Genomic DNA, 15,880 nt, shown 5'->3' with positions numbered 1-15,880 from the left:
AGGACACCTATCGGGGTGCCTTCGCTGCCTGGTCGGCAGCTCTCACCGACATAGTCGTCGAGTGGAACAAGGCAGCCGACCCCGCCAACCTCTCCCCATCGGTGCCTACCGCGATGAACCGTGCTGCCGAGCTGGTCCGCAATCACCGACCGCCGGCGATGACACAGGAAGCTGCCGACTACCTCATCGACTCGCTCCAGACCCCGTGGCCCGAGCGCACCGTACGCCTCATCCGCGTTGGTATTGGCACCACTGCTCCGCCGGCCGAGCAGGTGACGGTCATCGCCCGCACGCCGAGGAGCTCGGCCTGGCCCCCAGCCCGCCGCCAACCCCTCTCCCGGAGATCACCGAGGAAGACGTTCACCTCGTCTGCTGGCTCGCCCTCCTCTCGACTGATAGGTCCGAAGGAGCCGAAGCCTGAGGCATCCCCAAGCCACCGACTGCTGAGGCCTCTAGCGGCGTTCAAGATAAGGCTGCATCAATCGATGTCGCCGTGGTGGCGGAGGTTCTCCGGAAGTGGAAGGCCATGCTTCTCGGCCAAATAGAGCGTCTGAGCGTACAGGCGCGCCTGATGAACGACGTCTCCTAGGACGTAGGCATTGGTACCGGCACCTGCGACGATGGCAATGACAGGCATTGCCTTCGCCACCTTATTGATTGGCACCGCCTTGCCACTGGCGAACTGCTGCATGAGCTTGTCGGCCGCGTCCAGGATGCGGTGATCGCTGAGAAGCTTCTGGCTCCTCCTGGCTCGTCCTCTTGCCGCATTGAAGGCTGCGCCTGCCCTCTGCGCAGCCTGAGCTTTCGGAAGCTGGTTTCGGTACGCACGCAGGACCATGCGGTCGACGAGATGCCGCATCTCATCGTCTCTTACGTCGAACCCGTACGAGAAGGCAACTCTCGTCGCAAGCGCTGTGCTCAACACGTGCATGACAAGCATGTCGAGGCCTATAGCGGCAACGCCACCTGCAATCGGAACCATGGCGAGAGCACCAAGAGCCCCGCCTTCGACTGCGCCATTCGTACGCCACCTCAAAGCCATGGTGCGCGTGTAGTCATTGAGGCCTTCAAGATCCACGGCACGTAGATCCTCGAGGTTCGAGACGGGGCGACCCTTTGCCCGGTGATGATCGAGCACCCTCTCGGGATTCATGAGCTCGGTCGTCCAGTCGGTCACCAACTCCAATAGGTGGACCGCTCCCGTGACGCTCGGGGCAAGAACGCCGTCGGTCACCTTCTCGAAGCCATCTCTGATGCCGGGTGGAGTGACGTTGGCGACCGCCTGCGCACCCTTACCGGCGACGTCCCTGATCTGTCCCCCTGCCTCCCCGAGTGCGGCACGCGCCTTGGGAAGAGGGAGCTCTCGGCGCTCGGCCTTCTTCTCCCAGTGCTGTTGCAGGTGTGCCCATCGTCGCGCCTCGTAAGGCGACATTGCGGTCATGTTCCCAAGGCCTTCAATCACATGCGCACGCTACTCGGGGCGCGTCCCACGGCGATCAACTACGGAAAGGCGACGAGCAGCGCCGGCCGAGTCACGTTTAGGTGACGACCTACTCCAGGGTAGGGATCTCAGCGTTTCCCCCTCTGGCCCAGGCTCGTCGGCGCAAGGACTGGGTTCGCCTAGTGCCAAGAGGATCATTGTGGAGATAGGTCGATGCGGAGGGTGTCGGCGAGGCGGTCGAGGTCGGCGAGGTCGACCTGTGTGCCGAGGTAGGCGATGAGCTCGTCCTGGCGGGGCTGTCCGAAGGCGAGGCGGTATAGGGGCGCTTCGGATCTGCGGGGGGTGTAGGCGGTTGATCTGAGGGTCCGCGGGCGCGGCACAGGGGCTCAACCAGGATCGGGGTTGCGAAGCCAACCGAGCCTGGAGAGCCCCTGTGGAGACTGACGCTACGCGCATGTGCGCCCTTGTGGTGGGCTTGCCCGCCATCCGCGTGCTGGGCGTCGAGGACGACCCGGGCGAGCCGTTGCGGGTCCACGTCGAGACCACCGCGACCGTGGTCGGCTGCACGGCGTGTGGCACTCGGGCGTGGCTCAAGGACCAGCGGCCGGTGGCCCTGGTGGACCTGGCTGCGTTCGGCCGCCCCGCGGTGCTGGTGTGGCACAAGCGCCGGTGGCGTTGCCCGGAACCGGCCTGCGGGACCGCCACGTTCACCGAGACCCAGCCGGCCATCGCCGCGCCCCGAGCGGGGGTGACGGACCGGGCCGGTCGGTGGATGACCCGCCAAGTCGGCCAGGGCCAGCCGGTCTCTGCGGTCGCCGGGGAGCTGGGCTGTGACTGGCACACCGTCATGGACGCAGTCGTCGCCTACGGCACCCCGCTCATCGAGGACCCCGACCGCATCGAGCAGGTGAGCGCGCTCGGCCTGGACGAGACGCTCTTCGTCCGCACCGGCACGTGGCGGCGCCGGTCCTGGGTGACCTCCATCGTCGATGTCACCCAGCCTGCGCAGCTCCTCGATGTCGTCGAGGGCCGCACCGCCAAGGCCCCGTCGGCGTGGCTCGAGGCCCGACCTGCCGCCTGGCGGGTGGACATCGCGTGGGCGGCGTTGGACCTGTCGGGTCCGTACCGCAAGACGTTCAACGACACGCTCCCCGACGCCGTGCAGGTCGCGGACCCGTTCCACGTCATCAAGCTGGCCAACACCCGCCTCGACGACGTCCGCCGCCGGGTCCAACAAGAGACCCTCGGCCACCGCGGCCACCGAGACGACCCGCTCTACCGATCGAGGCGCCTGCTCACCAAGGCTCACGAGCGTCTCGACGACCAAGGCGAGGCGAAGCTGCTCAGCTTCCTCGACGCCGGCGACCCCCACGGCGAGGTCCGGATGGCCTGGCACGCCAAGGAGACCCTCCGGGGTCTGTTCGACCAGCCCGCCGAGGCCGCGGCGGGCTACCTGGCCGAGCTCATCGAGAGCCTCCTCGACCGCTCCATGCCCAGAGAGCTCCAGCAGCTCGGCCGGACGCTGCGGCGCTGGTCCGACGAGATCGTCGCCTGGCACCAAGCGCAGGTGACCAACGGGCCCACCGAGGCCATGAACAGCCTCATCAAGCGGATCAAGCGCGTCGGGTTCGGGTTCCGCCGGTTCCGGAACTACCGCCTACGCGTCCTGCTCTACGCCGGCCGCCCCAACTGGGACCAGCTCGCCACGATCACCCCCGCTCCACCCCCGTGAAATCCGAAGCGCCGGTATAGGCCCATGGCTCGGCGGAGCTGCTCGGACCTCGCCCGGTCGCGTGAAAGGGGCAGCGCCGGCACGTACCGCTCGATCATCCGTCCGCCGTCCACGGCGTAGACCCACCAGGGCCTGATCTCCGGCTCACCGGGGTCGCGATCCTTGTCGGCCAGGGCGAATAGCTGCCGCCACGGATCGCCCGAGGCCCGCCGGCCGGCATCCCCGTGGCGGAGGGCCACGTTGCGGCGCACGGCGTGGCCCATGAAGCGGTGCACACGACCCTCCCGCTGCTCGAGGTCGACCGGATTCCCGGGCAGGTTCCAGTGCACGACGGCATGGCAGTAGTGGTGGAAGTCGAGCCCCTCCTGGCCGGCCGAGGTGGTCGCCAGCACGAACGGCCAGAAGGGTGAGTTGAAGGCGTCTCGGACCTCGCTCTCGCGCATGGCGCTGCCCTCGTCGGTGGCGTCGGTCCCCAACCGGAGGGCGAAGTTGGCCCGCATCCGTTCGGTGGTGACCTCGCACATGTCGCCATCGACCTCGATGCGGTCGACGGCGTACGAGACCGTCCGCACGTGGAGGACGCTGAACATGTTGGCAGTCAGGTTCGCCAGGGCTGCCTCGGTGCCGGGGTGCGCCTCGCCGAGCGACGGCAGTAGGACGGCCAGGAACTCGTCGACCACCGCCTGCAGGTTCCCGGCGATCGAGTACCGGAGCACCCGGCGCCAGTACGGCTCCTCCCGGTGGGCGGCGCGCACGATCTCGGTGGCCTCGGGGCCGTTGAAGAGCGTCCGGAAGCCCCACGCCAGCGACAGCGACGAGCGCCGCAGGTCGAGGTCGGTGACGGGGCGCCCGGTGACCCTGGCCAGGGCCCGCTGAGCGACGACGGCTGGCGACCCCATCGCCACCGCCACCAGGACGTCGACGAGGTCGTCGGGTGGACGGCCCATCGTGGCCGGGTAGTCCCAGTAGGCCTTGATGACCTCGACGAGGTGCTGCCGGAGGCCCGCGGCTTCGCCGCCCCGGTCGGTGTCGTCGGCGGTGAGGGCGTCCTGGATGCCCTTGCGGCCCAGGTCGAAGAAGCGCTCGGTGCTGGCCTTGTCGGCCAGCCAGTCGAGCCACATAGGGGCGGCCCAGTACCAGCGCTCGTCGACGGGGCCCTCCTCGGCGACGACGACTCCCTCGCTGTCCAGGTCCTCCCGCAGCGCTCGGAGGTGGACCTCCAGGCGCTCCCGCACCGCATCAGAGGCCGAAGCGACACTGACGGGCTGGCCTCCGTTGGACCTTGCCAGGTCGAGCGGATCGCCGATGCGGGCCAACACGGTGCTCGGGTACAGGTGCGTCCACACCGGGAGCCCGGTCAGCCGGTCGCCGGAGACGTCCATGCGGAGGAGACGCCCACGCGAGGCACGTCCCTCGGTCGAGTTGCGGTACGCAGGTCGGCCCGAGCCGGCGTTGACGATCTTCCGCTCCGCCTCGTAGGTGACCAACGTGGAGATGGCGGTGGGGACCATCGTCCAGCTCGAGAACACAAGGCGCTTGGTGAACCCGGCCAGCGCCGGGTCGGCGTACGCCGCCGACGGCTCGACGTAGGGCAGCGACGGCGGCATCCACAGCAGCCGCCACGCCCCCCGACCGACGGTGTCGTCCACCAGCCACCGCATCCGGGGGTTGTCGATGGCCAGCTCGTCGAAGCGCTCGACGGCGTCGTGGTCGAGCAGACCGGAGCCGGTGAGGTCGCCACCGACGAGGGCAGGTGCCCCGGCGCCGCCCTCCGCCGCAACCCCGAGGGCCTGGCCGAGCTTGTACCGACTCTGGAAGTTGGCGAGGAACGGGGCCGACAGCCAGTAGTCCATGGGGTCGCCGACACCGAGCGCACGGGACAGGCGGGCCGCCCCCACATACCGGCGGATGTCGTCGCCTCGGAGCTGGACCCCACCATCGTCGGCGGGGGCCAACATGCCCGACCGGTCGGGGGTGGCGGCCAGGCGCTCGGTCCGAACCATGACGCGCCGGAGGCTGTCCTCGACCTGCGTCCTGGCGGACCGAGCTGCCGCCCCGCCGTCGCGGCCGAGCAGGAGCGCCCCCTGGCGGAGGTCACGCAGGCCTGACCGCAGCTCCTCGACCCGCGCCCCGTCGTGGTTCATGAGGAACGCCGCCGTCTGGATCATGTCCTCGTGGTGGTCGTCCTCGGTGTCGAGCCCGGTGGTCAGCATCTTGTAGGGCGTCGCTGAGAGGAGGAGCACACGCGCCTCGAGGTCGGCCTCCTCGTCGACGAAGTCGAAGAGCTGTTGGGCCAGGGCCGCAGCGTCGCTCACCTCGTCGCCGGGGGCGGCCAGGAGGTGCTTGAAGCGCTGGAACTCGTCGAGGACGATCAGGTCGGGCTCGAGGGATGTGAGGCACGCGCGGGCCAGGCAGGCTCGAGCGGCGCCGACGAGCTCGTTGCGCCGACGGCGGTCCTTCCAGTGCAATCGCTCGTGGGCGAAGCGGTCGGCCACCTCGTCGAACTCCACTCGGAGCGTCGGCGCTCCCGCAGCGACCCGAGCGATGTCTTCACGGTCGATCTCGTTGCGGAGACCAGCGACGAAGTCGCCGGTGATCGTGCGGCCGTGGTCACGGCGCGTCCGCTGGCACTGCTGCTTGAAACGGTCGAAGCTCTGCACCCCGCCCTGGAACACCCGGTAGGAGCCCTTCGTCGCCCACGACCTGTCGTCCCACACCATCGAGAGCAGGAGGCGCAGCACCGTCCGCTCGTCGCTGCGGCCCGACCCACCTCGTAGCTCGAAGGACGTCCCCGGTGTGAAGGACACCAGGTTGACCCGCAGCTCCTCTCCCGAGGATCGACGGGCGGCATCGAGGTCCCCGGCGACGATCGGGAGCTTGGTGATGCGGTCGAGCACGGCGAGGTCGTTCTCGATGCCGATGCGGAGGCGTCGCACGTTCTGCCGAGCGATCTGGGCGTTGGAGCAGACGTAGACGACGTCGATCCGGTCGACCTTGTCCTGGAGGTGCTCGACCGCCTGGGCTATCACCCCACGAGTGATGAGGGTCTTGCCCAGGCCGACCTCGTCGGCCACGAGGAACCGGCGGCTGGGGTCGGGGTCGGTGTACATCCGACGGAAGACGTGCTCGGCGGTGGTCCGCTGGAAGACCTTCAGCCCCCTGAGGGTCGGCTCGGCCTCGAAGCGGTTCATCGTCCGGCTTCCTGTCGGATCTCCCACACCGCGGCCCACAGATCGTCGAACCCCGACGGCAGGACCTCGCCCCGCTGGTCGCCTAGGTCTGTGACGAGCCCGTCGATGTGGTCGAGGCGAGCCGGGTCCCGCTCGACGGCCCGTACGAGGAGCTCGACGAGGGGCACGTCGTCCCACCCCCGACCGCCCAGCCGCCGCAGCCAGGCCATCCCCGACCCGTCGCCGTCGCCGTCCATGCCCTCCGGTCCGTCGGAGAGGAGCAGGACGAGGTAGCGGAGGAGCCGCTCGGGATCACGCAGCATGGCGGCGAGAAGCTTGCGCCGCCGGTCGTCGGGAACGCCCTCGAGCGTCGCCTTCACCAACGTCGCCGTGGAGTGGGTGAGTCCCGCACGCTCGCCCATCACCTCCAGGACGAAGAAGGCGGTGATGCCCTCGAGGGAGACCGAGAAGGTCGCGTCGATCGCCGCTCCGGCGGGCACCGCCACCGCAGCCGCCGGGGCCAGGGTCACCGGCCGGACCGACACGTCGAGCCGGTCGAGCAGGTCACCGCCGTCAACGTCGACCTCTCCCGAGAGCACCATGCGGAAGTCGGCCCCGTCGGCCGTCACCGAAGCGGACAGCGCGCTCACGGACAACCGCCGGCGCACGGCGTCGACGACCCGGATGAGCTCGTCGGCGGCTGTATCGACAGGGTCCTCCCTCGGAGTGAAGTCGACGAGCACGGCACCGAAGCCGGCGGCACCTTTGCTCCCGGGGTCCAGGAGGGCATCGATGCCGACCTGGTCGATCGGGCCGGTCATCGTCGCCGTCACCTCGACGTTCCCGCCGAATGCGGCCCGGGTGGCATTGGCCGAGCCGGTGACCACGGTGCTGTGCGAGGGACCATCGGACACGAAGAGCTTGGCGTGGAGGCCTCCGTGCAGGGGCGCCGCCCCGATCCGACCGTCGGAGCTGGCGTCGACCTCGGCCGCCGGGTTGAGCACGGCGCTGCGGCCGACATCGGCCACGGCCTCACCGAGCCCGGCGAGGGTGGCGTCACGCGACACGAGCAGCCGGATGGGAGCGACCTCCTCGACGTCGCGCAGGAACCGCGGGTCGACGAACGGGGAGACGATCGCGACCCCGTCGGCGTCAGCCGGGACCGGCAGTGGCACCGAACCCGCCAGCCCGTGCACCGTGAACGCCAGGTCCGCGAACGGCTCCGGCGGCAGCGCGTGAGCCCGGTCGAGGTCTGCGGCGACCCTCTCGATCGCGTCCGCGATCGAGGGGCTCGACACTGGATCGACCGCCATACGGGGCAACGCTCGGACCAGGTCGCCGAGAGGCGCCAGGTTCGGCTGCTCGGCGGCGGGGCCGGTCTCGACCGGGTATGGGTCGGTCTCGACCCGCAGCAACGAATCCCACGACGTGTCGAAGGTGAGGTTGCGCGTCGCACACAGCACTCGGAGCACCGCACGGTCGCCATCGGCGCTGACGAAGCGGACCACCCACACCTTCGGGTGGAACAGGTAGCCGCGGCGGACCGGCTCGACCGGGACCACCACGTCCTCGAGCCACGCGAACACGGTGCGGTGGGCCGCCGGCACGGCGATGTGCCCCGACTGGCAGAAGAGGGTGATGCGCTCGGCATGGCGGCGGACGGCCTCGAGGAGGCCTACCGGCTCAAGGCCGTCGGCGGCGTCGAGGTCGGACGCGGCGTAGAGGGCGAAGGCGATCGGTGCAGTCAGCAACGCCTCGAGGTCGAGGGTGAACGAGGTGCCGACGGCATGGTCGAGCATGAAGCCCGACGGCGGCCGCAGCGCCTCGAAGAGCCCGGCGCGGTCGTGGGGAGCCAGCATCAGACGAGGCCCTCCCGGATGTCGGTGACGATGTCGCTCACCTGCTGCCAACGGAACGCCATCCGGACCTGTCCTTGCATGCCGCTGCTCGTCTCCCGAGCCCTCTTGCTGGACAGCCGAGCTCGGTGTCCCTTGATCGACGCCTCGCGTGCCACGAGGTCGGCCATCACCGCTGCGTCGCGGGCAATCGAGCCGGGATCGGCGATCGCCCGCACCAACCAGGAGTCGACGAACGGCCGGAGCCGGAGGACGCGGGGGTTGACTCGGGCGACGATGGACCACAGCCGGTCGAGGTCCTCGCCCCAAGGCGCGAGCTCGGCGGCTTCCGCCTGCATCGCCTCGACCCAGTCCGCGAGGAGCGAGTCGGGCGCTCCTCCGAAGTCGCCCGTGCCGTCGGCCAGGTAGCGATCCTCCAGCACCCGGTTGTAGAGCAGGTTGGCACCCCACGACACGAGCGAGAACAGCCGGGCGTGGTGCAGCACCTCACCGTTCGCGGCGCTCGCACCGTCGGCATCCCACGGCCAGTCGCCGAGGTCACCGTCGCTCGGGGCGCGCATCAGGTCGGCCAGGAAGGAGTCGGGGATCGACGCGAGGACGCGGGCACGGAGGTACTCGGCCTCCCCGGGCTCCAGCGCCAGGGTGCACTCGTCGAACACGTCCTCCGGCATGGGGGGCAAGACGTGCCACAGCTCGCCCTGGCCGCCCCCTTCGTCATCGGCGCGTCGCCGACGAGCACGTCGGCGGTCGATCCCGGCGACGTACTCCCGACGGGTACCGGAGAAGAGGCGGACCTCCCAGCGCCCGAGCCCGCCCCAGTAGATCTGGCTCGGGAGCTGCTTCGTGCCGTCCCGCGATTCGCGGCCGATGATGCCCGACGGGTCCGTCGACCCGGCCAGCAGAGCACCGATCAGAGCGACCTCCCACTCCCGAGCTTGCGCCGCTCCGTCGCTGCTGCGCACACCCTCCAGGTCGAGGCGCTGGTACACCCAGGGCACCAGGAGGAAGTAGCGGGCTCGGGTCTGGACCGTGCTGATGCCAGGGAACAGCAGCTCGCTGAACGCATCCCGCACCGGCCCGAAGCCAAGCGGGTCGATCATCCCGGGCGAGTCGAAGGCGGCCAGCGCCTCCCGCACCCGCTGCGCATCCTCGTCGTTGTGGTCCAGCCACGTGAACGTCGCGACGGCCATGGTCCCCTCCTCCCGCCCGCGCCCCCTCGGGACGCCCAGGCATCGTGTCACGGGGGTGTGACAGCGAAGACCGCCTACCCACCTACGCCTAGGGTCGGCAGGGGAGGTTCGTCCATGAGCGGTGAACGGGTGTACACGGTCGACGCGGCGGGCGCGACGCCTGCGACGCCCATCTCGCTGGCTGAGGCCGGGCTGCGGGAGCGAGACGACCTGCAGGAGTGGGTCCTCGCCCACCCCGAGATCCTCGGCGAAGACGTGATGGTCGTCGCCTTCGAGTTCGACCGGTGGCGATCCGCATCGGGAGACCGGGAGCGCGACCGGCTCGACGTGCTCGGCCTCGGGACCGATGGTCGCCTCGTCGTGGCCGAGCTCAAGCGGGACCGTGCACCCGAGACCGTCGAGATGCAGTCCATCAAGTACGCCGCACTCGCCAGCCGCTTCGACGAAGAGACCCTCGCTGAGCACCACGCAGCGTTCCTCACCCGCCGGGGCGCGCCGACCGATGCCGACGCAGCGCTGGACCTGCTCCTCGCCCATGCCACCGAGCTCGACGTGGACGCACTCGCACGGCCGCGCATCGTGATCGTCGCCGGGTCGTTCCCGCCCGTCGTCACCGCGTCCGTTGTGTGGCTCACCTCCATGGGGCTCGACATCACCCTGCAGACCGTGCAGGCCTACCGGGTCTTCGGCGACCGCACCGTGGTGACGGTGTCGCAGCTGTACCCCCTGCCCGAAGTCGACGAGCTGCTCGTGACACCCCTCCGCGAGCAGACCGACGGCGCAGGGAGGAAGCGGACCAAGAGTCGAGAGGCGAGCACGGTGGTGCGCCTCGTGCGTGACGGGTCGGTCGCCGATGGCACCGCTTTGGTACTCGACCCGACGACCGAGGTGTCGCCTGAGGTCCGCGACCTGATCGTCGAGTGGATCGCAGAGAACCCGTCCCGTGGGCAGGCCACGTGGACCAACAGCACCCGTGCCCCCCTGATCTGGGCGGCCGATGGGCTGGCCTACCGACCGACCGCCATCGTGAGCCGGATCCTCCTCGAAGCTGCCGGCGCGACCCGATCCACCCGCGGACCGAGCTGGTGGCGCCTACCCGACGGACGCTCGCTCACCGATGCCGCCGGGCCCGGAGGAGGAGGCGCCTTCGACTGGCAGCCCCTCCACGACCTGATGGCGTCCATCCCCACTGGACGATGGACGACCTACGGCGACCTCGCCGAGCTGGTGGGCACGGCCGCCCAGCCCCTCGGCCAGCACATCATGAAGTGCTCGAGATGCCCGAACGCCCACCGGGTCATCGGAGGCGACGGGCGAGCCCGCGACGGCTTCACCTGGAGCGATCCTGAGGACGGCAGGTCCCAGCAGCAAGCCCTCGAGGACGAGGGGGTCGAGTTCCGCAACGGAGTGGCCTCCGACATCCTGCGGATCCGGGCACCAGAGCTCCGTGCGTTGCTCTGAACCGGAGCCACGTGCATCGACTGGCCGGACGAGGAGCGAAGCCTGCGGTTGGAGAGGTTGCCCTTGGATTGCCTGGAACGGCGCACCGCCGGCTGGGTGGAGAGCTCTGCTACGGATCGTGTGGTTGGCCTGCGTCACCAGGCCCGAGTGGCTTCGGGGTAGGTCGATCTGGGACTCACCTGCGCGAGGGCCGGCACCCGACTCGTGTGAGCTCCACTCTTGGTCTGCGGCTTTGCTCCGCCCTTGCCAGCGGGCTTCGCTCTGCTGGTCTTGCCTCGGGTCGGCTTAGGTGTGCGTGTGGAGGCCCGTCGAGCGGTCGCGCGCGCCGAACTTGTAACGCCGGTGGAGCGGCCGACTCGTCGAGGCGGGCCGGCGTCAGCAGCTCCGGACTTGGTGTCGTCGTAGGCCTTGCGAACGAGGACAACCTGGCTCTGGGGCCATCCGAGACGATCGGCCTTCGCCTCGGTTGACCCAAGCCCGCAGACCACCTCGAGTACCTCGTCCACCTTCACACCGGCAGACGTTGCCGCCTTCGCCGCCCGACTTCGAGTGCGATCGGAGGGATCGACGCGTAGGCGCTGACGGGCTGCCGGCTCGCTGCCAGGTCTCTCTTGGAGGCCCTGTTGGCGCGGTTCGCTAGCGGCTCTCGACCCGCCACGAGCGATTACGGCTAGGTCATGCCCCGAAACGTGGCCAAGGTGCCTCAGGTGAGGTGAGAGCTTCCGCCTCGTCCCCCGGCCGGTCTTCTTCACCTCGCGGTTGGACTGGCGCCGCTGAAGCTCGGCTCGGGCCTGCTCCGGCGACACGGTCGGCCGGGGTGCGCTTGAGGAACCTGATTCTGGCGGTCCTGATCGGGCTCGCGTCCGAACGACGGGCGCCGAGCTCGCCATGACGATCGGCGACGCGAGTGCTGGCAGCGTGCCGTCGTCCATGTCCGACGCTGGGTCGGAGAACGGCCGGGACGTCAACTCGTGGCGAGTCGCCGAACGTGGCGGTGGGATGTACCCGTCATCCCTGTCGTAAGGGTGCTCAGCTTGAAGCATGTACTCGCCCAAGTCATGGCCGTGGTCGACCATGTCGGTCCACCCACCGTCCCAACCCAGGTCCTGATCGGCCCCCATGGTGACCTCTCGTCGGCTGAACGGGGCGAGGATCAAGGATCGAGCTGAGCTGAGCCGAGCTGTTGCCGATGACCGGGCCCCCTGTCGCAGTTGCGGTACGTTCCGCTACGGCGGAATCGGCGAGGGTCGTTGGGTCACTGGCATGAGCCTGCTCTACAAGATCTCCAGAGACGGACGATCCGTCGACTCGGTGAGCGCCGTCGACGGCGGGGTCGTCGTGAAATCGACCGGCCGGCGACTTGCGTCGCTCTCCGATGCGCTGGCCACCGTCGAAGATCTCAGCGCCGTCGACGCTTCCGGATCGTGGTCGATCGTCAGCGACCAGTTGCCCGACTGGAGCATCGCAGCCCGCCTCAGGGGGGACGCCCTCGACGTCGAGATCAACGGGACGACATGGGTGTCCCACTGGGCCGAGGACATCCGCTTCGTGCCAGAGAACCCGCCGTTGTCAGTGGCCGCTCACGACACGATCAGCGCTCAGCTCAAGATGCCGGGCCGGGGGAGCCCAGGCGGCTCGCCAGCGGGGGGGATCTGGGCCGAACGGGTCGGCGGTGACCTGTGGAGCGTGGGCTGTTCCTTCGTGGAGGACTCGAACGATCTCAGGCAACCTTGGTTCCGGGCAAAGGACGCGAACGAGGCTGCACTCACACTGAGCTCGGAGGACTACTGGGGCTTCGTGACCCGCCTCACCCACCCCGAGCTCAAGCCTGGCGATCAGGCCGCCGTAGAGGCCCTGCTTCCGCCGCCCTCGTTGAACGCCTGGACAACCGTTTGGATCAATGGCGAGCTCTGGCGAGCAGCAGGCGACCGGTGGCAACCCGCCGACATCGGCGCCGACCTGATCCGGCCTTCACAGCTCGAGCACCCCCAGTTCCTCCACATCCAGTCCGTCATCCCTACGTCCCACGGGACCGACCTGGCCTGGAGCCACTACGAAGTCGGTGAGCGAACGACGTCGCCGATGAACGGGATGACCTCGATCGTGGTCGTGCCAGCCAGTGCCCCGGACGCCGATGTGCTGGCGTTGGTGGACGCCGAAGCCACCAGCGCACAGGCCGAGATCCTTGACCAACCCGCAACAGCAGTGGTCATCGACGATGCAGGGGCCGAATGGCTAGGCATCGCCTTCGTGCACCCAGATGTCGGAGAGATCCTCGAGCGGAGCATCCCCGGCGCAGTCATGCTGTGTTGGGATGACTTCGACGACCGGCTCGTGCCTGGGATCGCTGACCCTGCGCATCCGACCCAATGGACCCTCAACGAACTCGATGCGCAACCGCCCGCCGCAGCCCAAAGGATGGTGGAGCTCGACCCGCTCGGCAAAGACCGCTTCGCACGGGCGACTGAGGCACGATGGGGCTAGCCATTCTTCACCATGACGTCGTGGCGCGCAGAGTGCGGCGGGGGCGCTGAGTTCGTCTTCTCCGGTCACCGCCTCAACGTGGCGGTCCCGTCGGGCCCCAGCGGCCGGACTCAACTCAGACCCGGCGGCTGGCGAAGTATCCGTTGGACCAGCCGTCGGCCCAGAGGAGGATCTGCTCGTCCGACCAACCCATCTCCCGCTTGGCCCGCACCACCGACGCGACGGTCCCGTTGCTCGGCTCCATCGTGAAGGGGTCGAGCGTTCCGATGAGCGTCCCGTTCGCCACCTTGTAGAACTCGATCACAGGCTCCTCCTTCTGGTGAGCGGTCGTGCGACGTGGCCAGCGGTGGGGCTCATCACCTCGACGGTCACCAGGACGCGGCCCGGGCGATGGCGGCATCGAGGCGGGCCTCGGCGGGGGAGGTGTCGACCCCGGAGCGGCGGGCGCCCTCCACTCCTGCGGCGGCGACCAGGGTCTGGGCCTGCGCCCGGTCCAGGTTGCTCAGCGAACCCTCGAGGGCGTCCAGGCACCGGAGCACCTCGCTCCAGCCGAGCATCGGCGGAAGGTCGGCCACGGTGACGAGAGAGGAGGAGGACGCCCCACCGACCCGTCGTCGACCGCCCTCCACGTCCGGGACGAACGCCACATCGCTCTGCACGATGACCAGGGGCAGCGGACGCCCGGTGCCGACGGCCAGCGCCAGCCGGACGGAGGGTGCGCCCTGAGGCGACCGGATCTGCTCCACTCCGACGACGGTGCGCACGTCGAGCTCGACAGCAGGTGCATCGCCGCCGGGCCACACCGTCACGCTGTCGATCCCCGCCATGGCGCGCACACCCGGCACTCCCAGCACGGCCGCCATGACCTGCGCCGCCGTCACCCCACCTCGATCGTCGACAACCATGAGATCCCCTCCCTCTCGACGCACCTCGTCGAGCACACCCCATCATGACGGGGGTGTGTGACAGTGAAGCCCCGGTCCCCACGGACCTCGATCTCCTCCGACCGCAGGTGTCGCGCGCCCCGGAGCTCTGCGGCCGAGACATCGGGACCCTGTTCCTCGACCGGGGCCGAGGTCCGGCACCGACGGCGCAGACGCCGTGGCGCAGGCCTCCAGGACGCGCCAGGGCCTCTACGACAGGATCGTGTCCCCTGGGGTGGTGTAGGTCGGCGGGGTCCACCACTTGGGTGGGCCACCGGCGAGATCCTCGACGTGTCCTAGCCGGGATACGAACAAGGAGACACCGCCGGTGGCCCTCTCAGAGTCTGACCTGTCCGAGCTGCTCGACGCGTTGCGCGCCGGGGAGCTGACCGACACCATCCGCACGAGCCTGGAGTGGATCCTCCAGCAGTTGATCGAGGCCGAAGCGACCGCCGTGATAGGCGCCGCGCCCCATGAACGCACCGACGCCCGGACCGCGCAGCGCAACGGGCACCGCCCCCGGTTGTTGGCGACCCCGGCCGGTGACGTCGAGCTCAAGATCCCCAAGCTGCGGACTGGGTCGTTCTTCCCGTCGCTGCTCGAGCGGCGCCGCCGCATCGACCGGGCCCTGTTCGCAGTGGTCATGGAGGCCTGGGTCCACGGCGTCTCGACGCGCAAGGTCGACGACCTCGTCGCCGCCCTCGGTGTCAGCTCGGGGATCTCCAAGTCAGAGGTGTCGCGGATCTGCGCCGAGCTCGACCGGGACCTCGAGGCGTTCCGCACCCGCTCGCTGGGCCATGTCGAGTTCCCGTACGTGTTCGCCGATGCCACCTACGTCAAGGGTCGCATCAACGGCCGCGTCGTGTCCCGAGCCGTGGTGGTCGCCACCGGCGTGACCGCCAACGGCGACCGGGAGGTCCTTGGCGTCGAGGTCGGCGACAGTGAGTCCGGGGCCTTCTGGACCGCGTTCTTCAAGGGCCTCCGCGCCCGGGGCCTGGCCGGGGTGCAGCTGGTGATCTCCGATCACCACCTCGGCCTCAAGGCCGCGATCGAGTCGACCTTCGTGGGCTCGGCGTGGCAGCGCTGCCGGGTCCACTTCATGCGCAACGTCCTCGCTCGCGTGCCGAAGGCGTCGGTCGAGATGGTCGCCGCCGCCATCCGGACCGTGTTCGCCCAACCCGACGCCGCCCACGTCCGCGCCCAGCTCGACGAAGTCCAGGCCATGCTTGCCGCCCAGTTCCCCGACGTTGCGGCCCTCCTCGGCGACGCCGCCGAGGACCTGTTGGCCTTCACCGCCTTCCCCCAGGCGCACTGGCGCAAGATCTGGTCGACGAACCCGCTCGAGCGGCTCAACGGCGAGATCAAGCGTCGCACCAACGTCGTCGGGATCTTCCCCAACGACGCATCGGTCGCCCGGCTCATCACCGCCGTGGTCGTCGAGACCCACGACGAATGGGCCGTCGCCGAACGCCGCTACCTCTCAGAAGCCTCCATGGCCAAGCTCTACGCCACCGCCGACACGACCGATCCCGAGGAGCCGCCCCTGGCCATCACCGCCTGAGCCACACTGATAGCCAGCGTCGAGGACCAGACCGACGCCGACCTACACCACCTCGCGGGACG

General features: G+C 69.4%; 10 protein-coding genes. 4 read left to right on the top strand and 6 right to left on the bottom strand.

Translation table 11 applies throughout. From position 1 onward, the window contains the following. Positions 1-478: 478 nt before the first annotated feature. Complete coding sequence (locus HC251_RS24220) at positions 479-1,462, bottom strand: EcsC family protein (RefSeq protein WP_219943183.1); 984 nt, start codon at positions 1,460-1,462, stop codon at positions 479-481. A gap of 433 nt (positions 1,463-1,895) precedes the next feature. On the opposite strand from HC251_RS24220, the gene HC251_RS24215 reads away from it, so the two are divergent. Beyond that, the gene (locus tag HC251_RS24215; protein WP_219941251.1) at positions 1,896-3,173 is read left to right on the top strand and encodes an ISL3 family transposase; all 1,278 of its coding nucleotides are present in this window, start codon (positions 1,896-1,898) and stop codon (positions 3,171-3,173) included. On the opposite strand, the gene HC251_RS24210 is transcribed toward HC251_RS24215, so the two are convergent. From HC251_RS24210 to HC251_RS24200, 3 genes are read right to left on the bottom strand one after another with little or no spacing between them, the layout of a single operon-like run. Continuing rightward, positions 3,113-6,364 (bottom strand): helicase-related protein, encoded by a 3,252-nt coding sequence (locus HC251_RS24210; protein ID WP_219943182.1) that lies wholly within the window; start codon positions 6,362-6,364, stop codon positions 3,113-3,115. The two genes, HC251_RS24215 and HC251_RS24210, sit on opposite strands and share 61 nt — an antisense overlap. Further along, positions 6,361-8,202 (bottom strand): phospholipase D family protein, encoded by a 1,842-nt coding sequence (locus HC251_RS24205; protein ID WP_219943181.1) that lies wholly within the window; start codon positions 8,200-8,202, stop codon positions 6,361-6,363. Before HC251_RS24205 ends, HC251_RS24210 begins: the two co-directional genes overlap by 4 nt. Then, positions 8,202-9,389 (bottom strand): DUF6361 family protein, encoded by a 1,188-nt coding sequence (locus HC251_RS24200; protein ID WP_219943180.1) that lies wholly within the window; start codon positions 9,387-9,389, stop codon positions 8,202-8,204. Before HC251_RS24200 ends, HC251_RS24205 begins: the two co-directional genes overlap by 1 nt. 114 nt (positions 9,390-9,503) lie before the next feature. Here HC251_RS24200 and HC251_RS24195 point away from each other — a divergent pair, with 114 nt between their 5' ends. Both HC251_RS24195 and HC251_RS24190 read left to right on the top strand, forming a co-directional pair. Continuing rightward, on the top strand, positions 9,504-10,850 hold the full coding sequence (locus tag HC251_RS24195; protein ID WP_219943179.1) for an MGMT family protein: 1,347 nt from the start codon (positions 9,504-9,506) through the stop codon (positions 10,848-10,850). Between the two features lie 1,263 nt (positions 10,851-12,113). After that, a complete protein-coding gene (locus HC251_RS24190) occupies positions 12,114-13,334 on the top strand; it encodes a hypothetical protein (protein ID WP_219943178.1) in 1,221 nt (406 codons plus the stop codon). 115 nt (positions 13,335-13,449) lie between these two features. On the opposite strand, the gene HC251_RS24185 is transcribed toward HC251_RS24190, so the two are convergent. Beyond that, on the bottom strand, positions 13,450-13,638 hold the full coding sequence (locus HC251_RS24185) for a hypothetical protein (RefSeq protein ID WP_219943177.1): 189 nt from the start codon (positions 13,636-13,638) through the stop codon (positions 13,450-13,452). Between the two features lie 64 nt (positions 13,639-13,702). Then, positions 13,703-14,215, bottom strand: coding sequence for a hypothetical protein (locus HC251_RS24180; protein WP_219943176.1), 513 nt, complete (start codon positions 14,213-14,215; stop codon positions 13,703-13,705). Positions 14,216-14,585: 370 nt separating this feature from the next. On the opposite strand from HC251_RS24180, the gene HC251_RS24175 reads away from it, so the two are divergent. Then, on the top strand, positions 14,586-15,818 hold the full coding sequence (locus HC251_RS24175; RefSeq protein WP_219942972.1) for an IS256 family transposase: 1,233 nt from the start codon (positions 14,586-14,588) through the stop codon (positions 15,816-15,818). Positions 15,819-15,880 lie beyond the last annotated feature (62 nt).

It is taken from the genome of Iamia sp. SCSIO 61187, from assembly GCF_019443745.1.
GTDB lineage: Bacteria > Actinomycetota > Acidimicrobiia > Acidimicrobiales > Iamiaceae > Iamia.
Note: the sequence above shows the minus strand (reverse complement) of the source record. Positions and strands in the feature narration are given on the sequence as shown.

What these genes read in the sequence shown, in the direction of transcription:
- HC251_RS24190 (WP_219943178.1), top strand. Translation starts at nt 12,114, where the DNA reads ATGAGCCTGCTCTACAAGATCTCCAGAGACGGACGATCCGTCGACTCG.
- HC251_RS24210 (WP_219943182.1), bottom strand. Translation starts at nt 6,364, where the DNA reads ATGAACCGCTTCGAGGCCGAGCCGACCCTCAGGGGGCTGAAGGTCTTC.
- HC251_RS24205 (WP_219943181.1), bottom strand. Translation starts at nt 8,202, where the DNA reads ATGCTGGCTCCCCACGACCGCGCCGGGCTCTTCGAGGCGCTGCGGCCG.
- HC251_RS24195 (WP_219943179.1), top strand. Translation starts at nt 9,504, where the DNA reads ATGAGCGGTGAACGGGTGTACACGGTCGACGCGGCGGGCGCGACGCCT.
- HC251_RS24215 (WP_219941251.1), top strand. Translation starts at nt 1,896, where the DNA reads ATGTGCGCCCTTGTGGTGGGCTTGCCCGCCATCCGCGTGCTGGGCGTC.
- HC251_RS24200 (WP_219943180.1), bottom strand. Translation starts at nt 9,389, where the DNA reads ATGGCCGTCGCGACGTTCACGTGGCTGGACCACAACGACGAGGATGCG.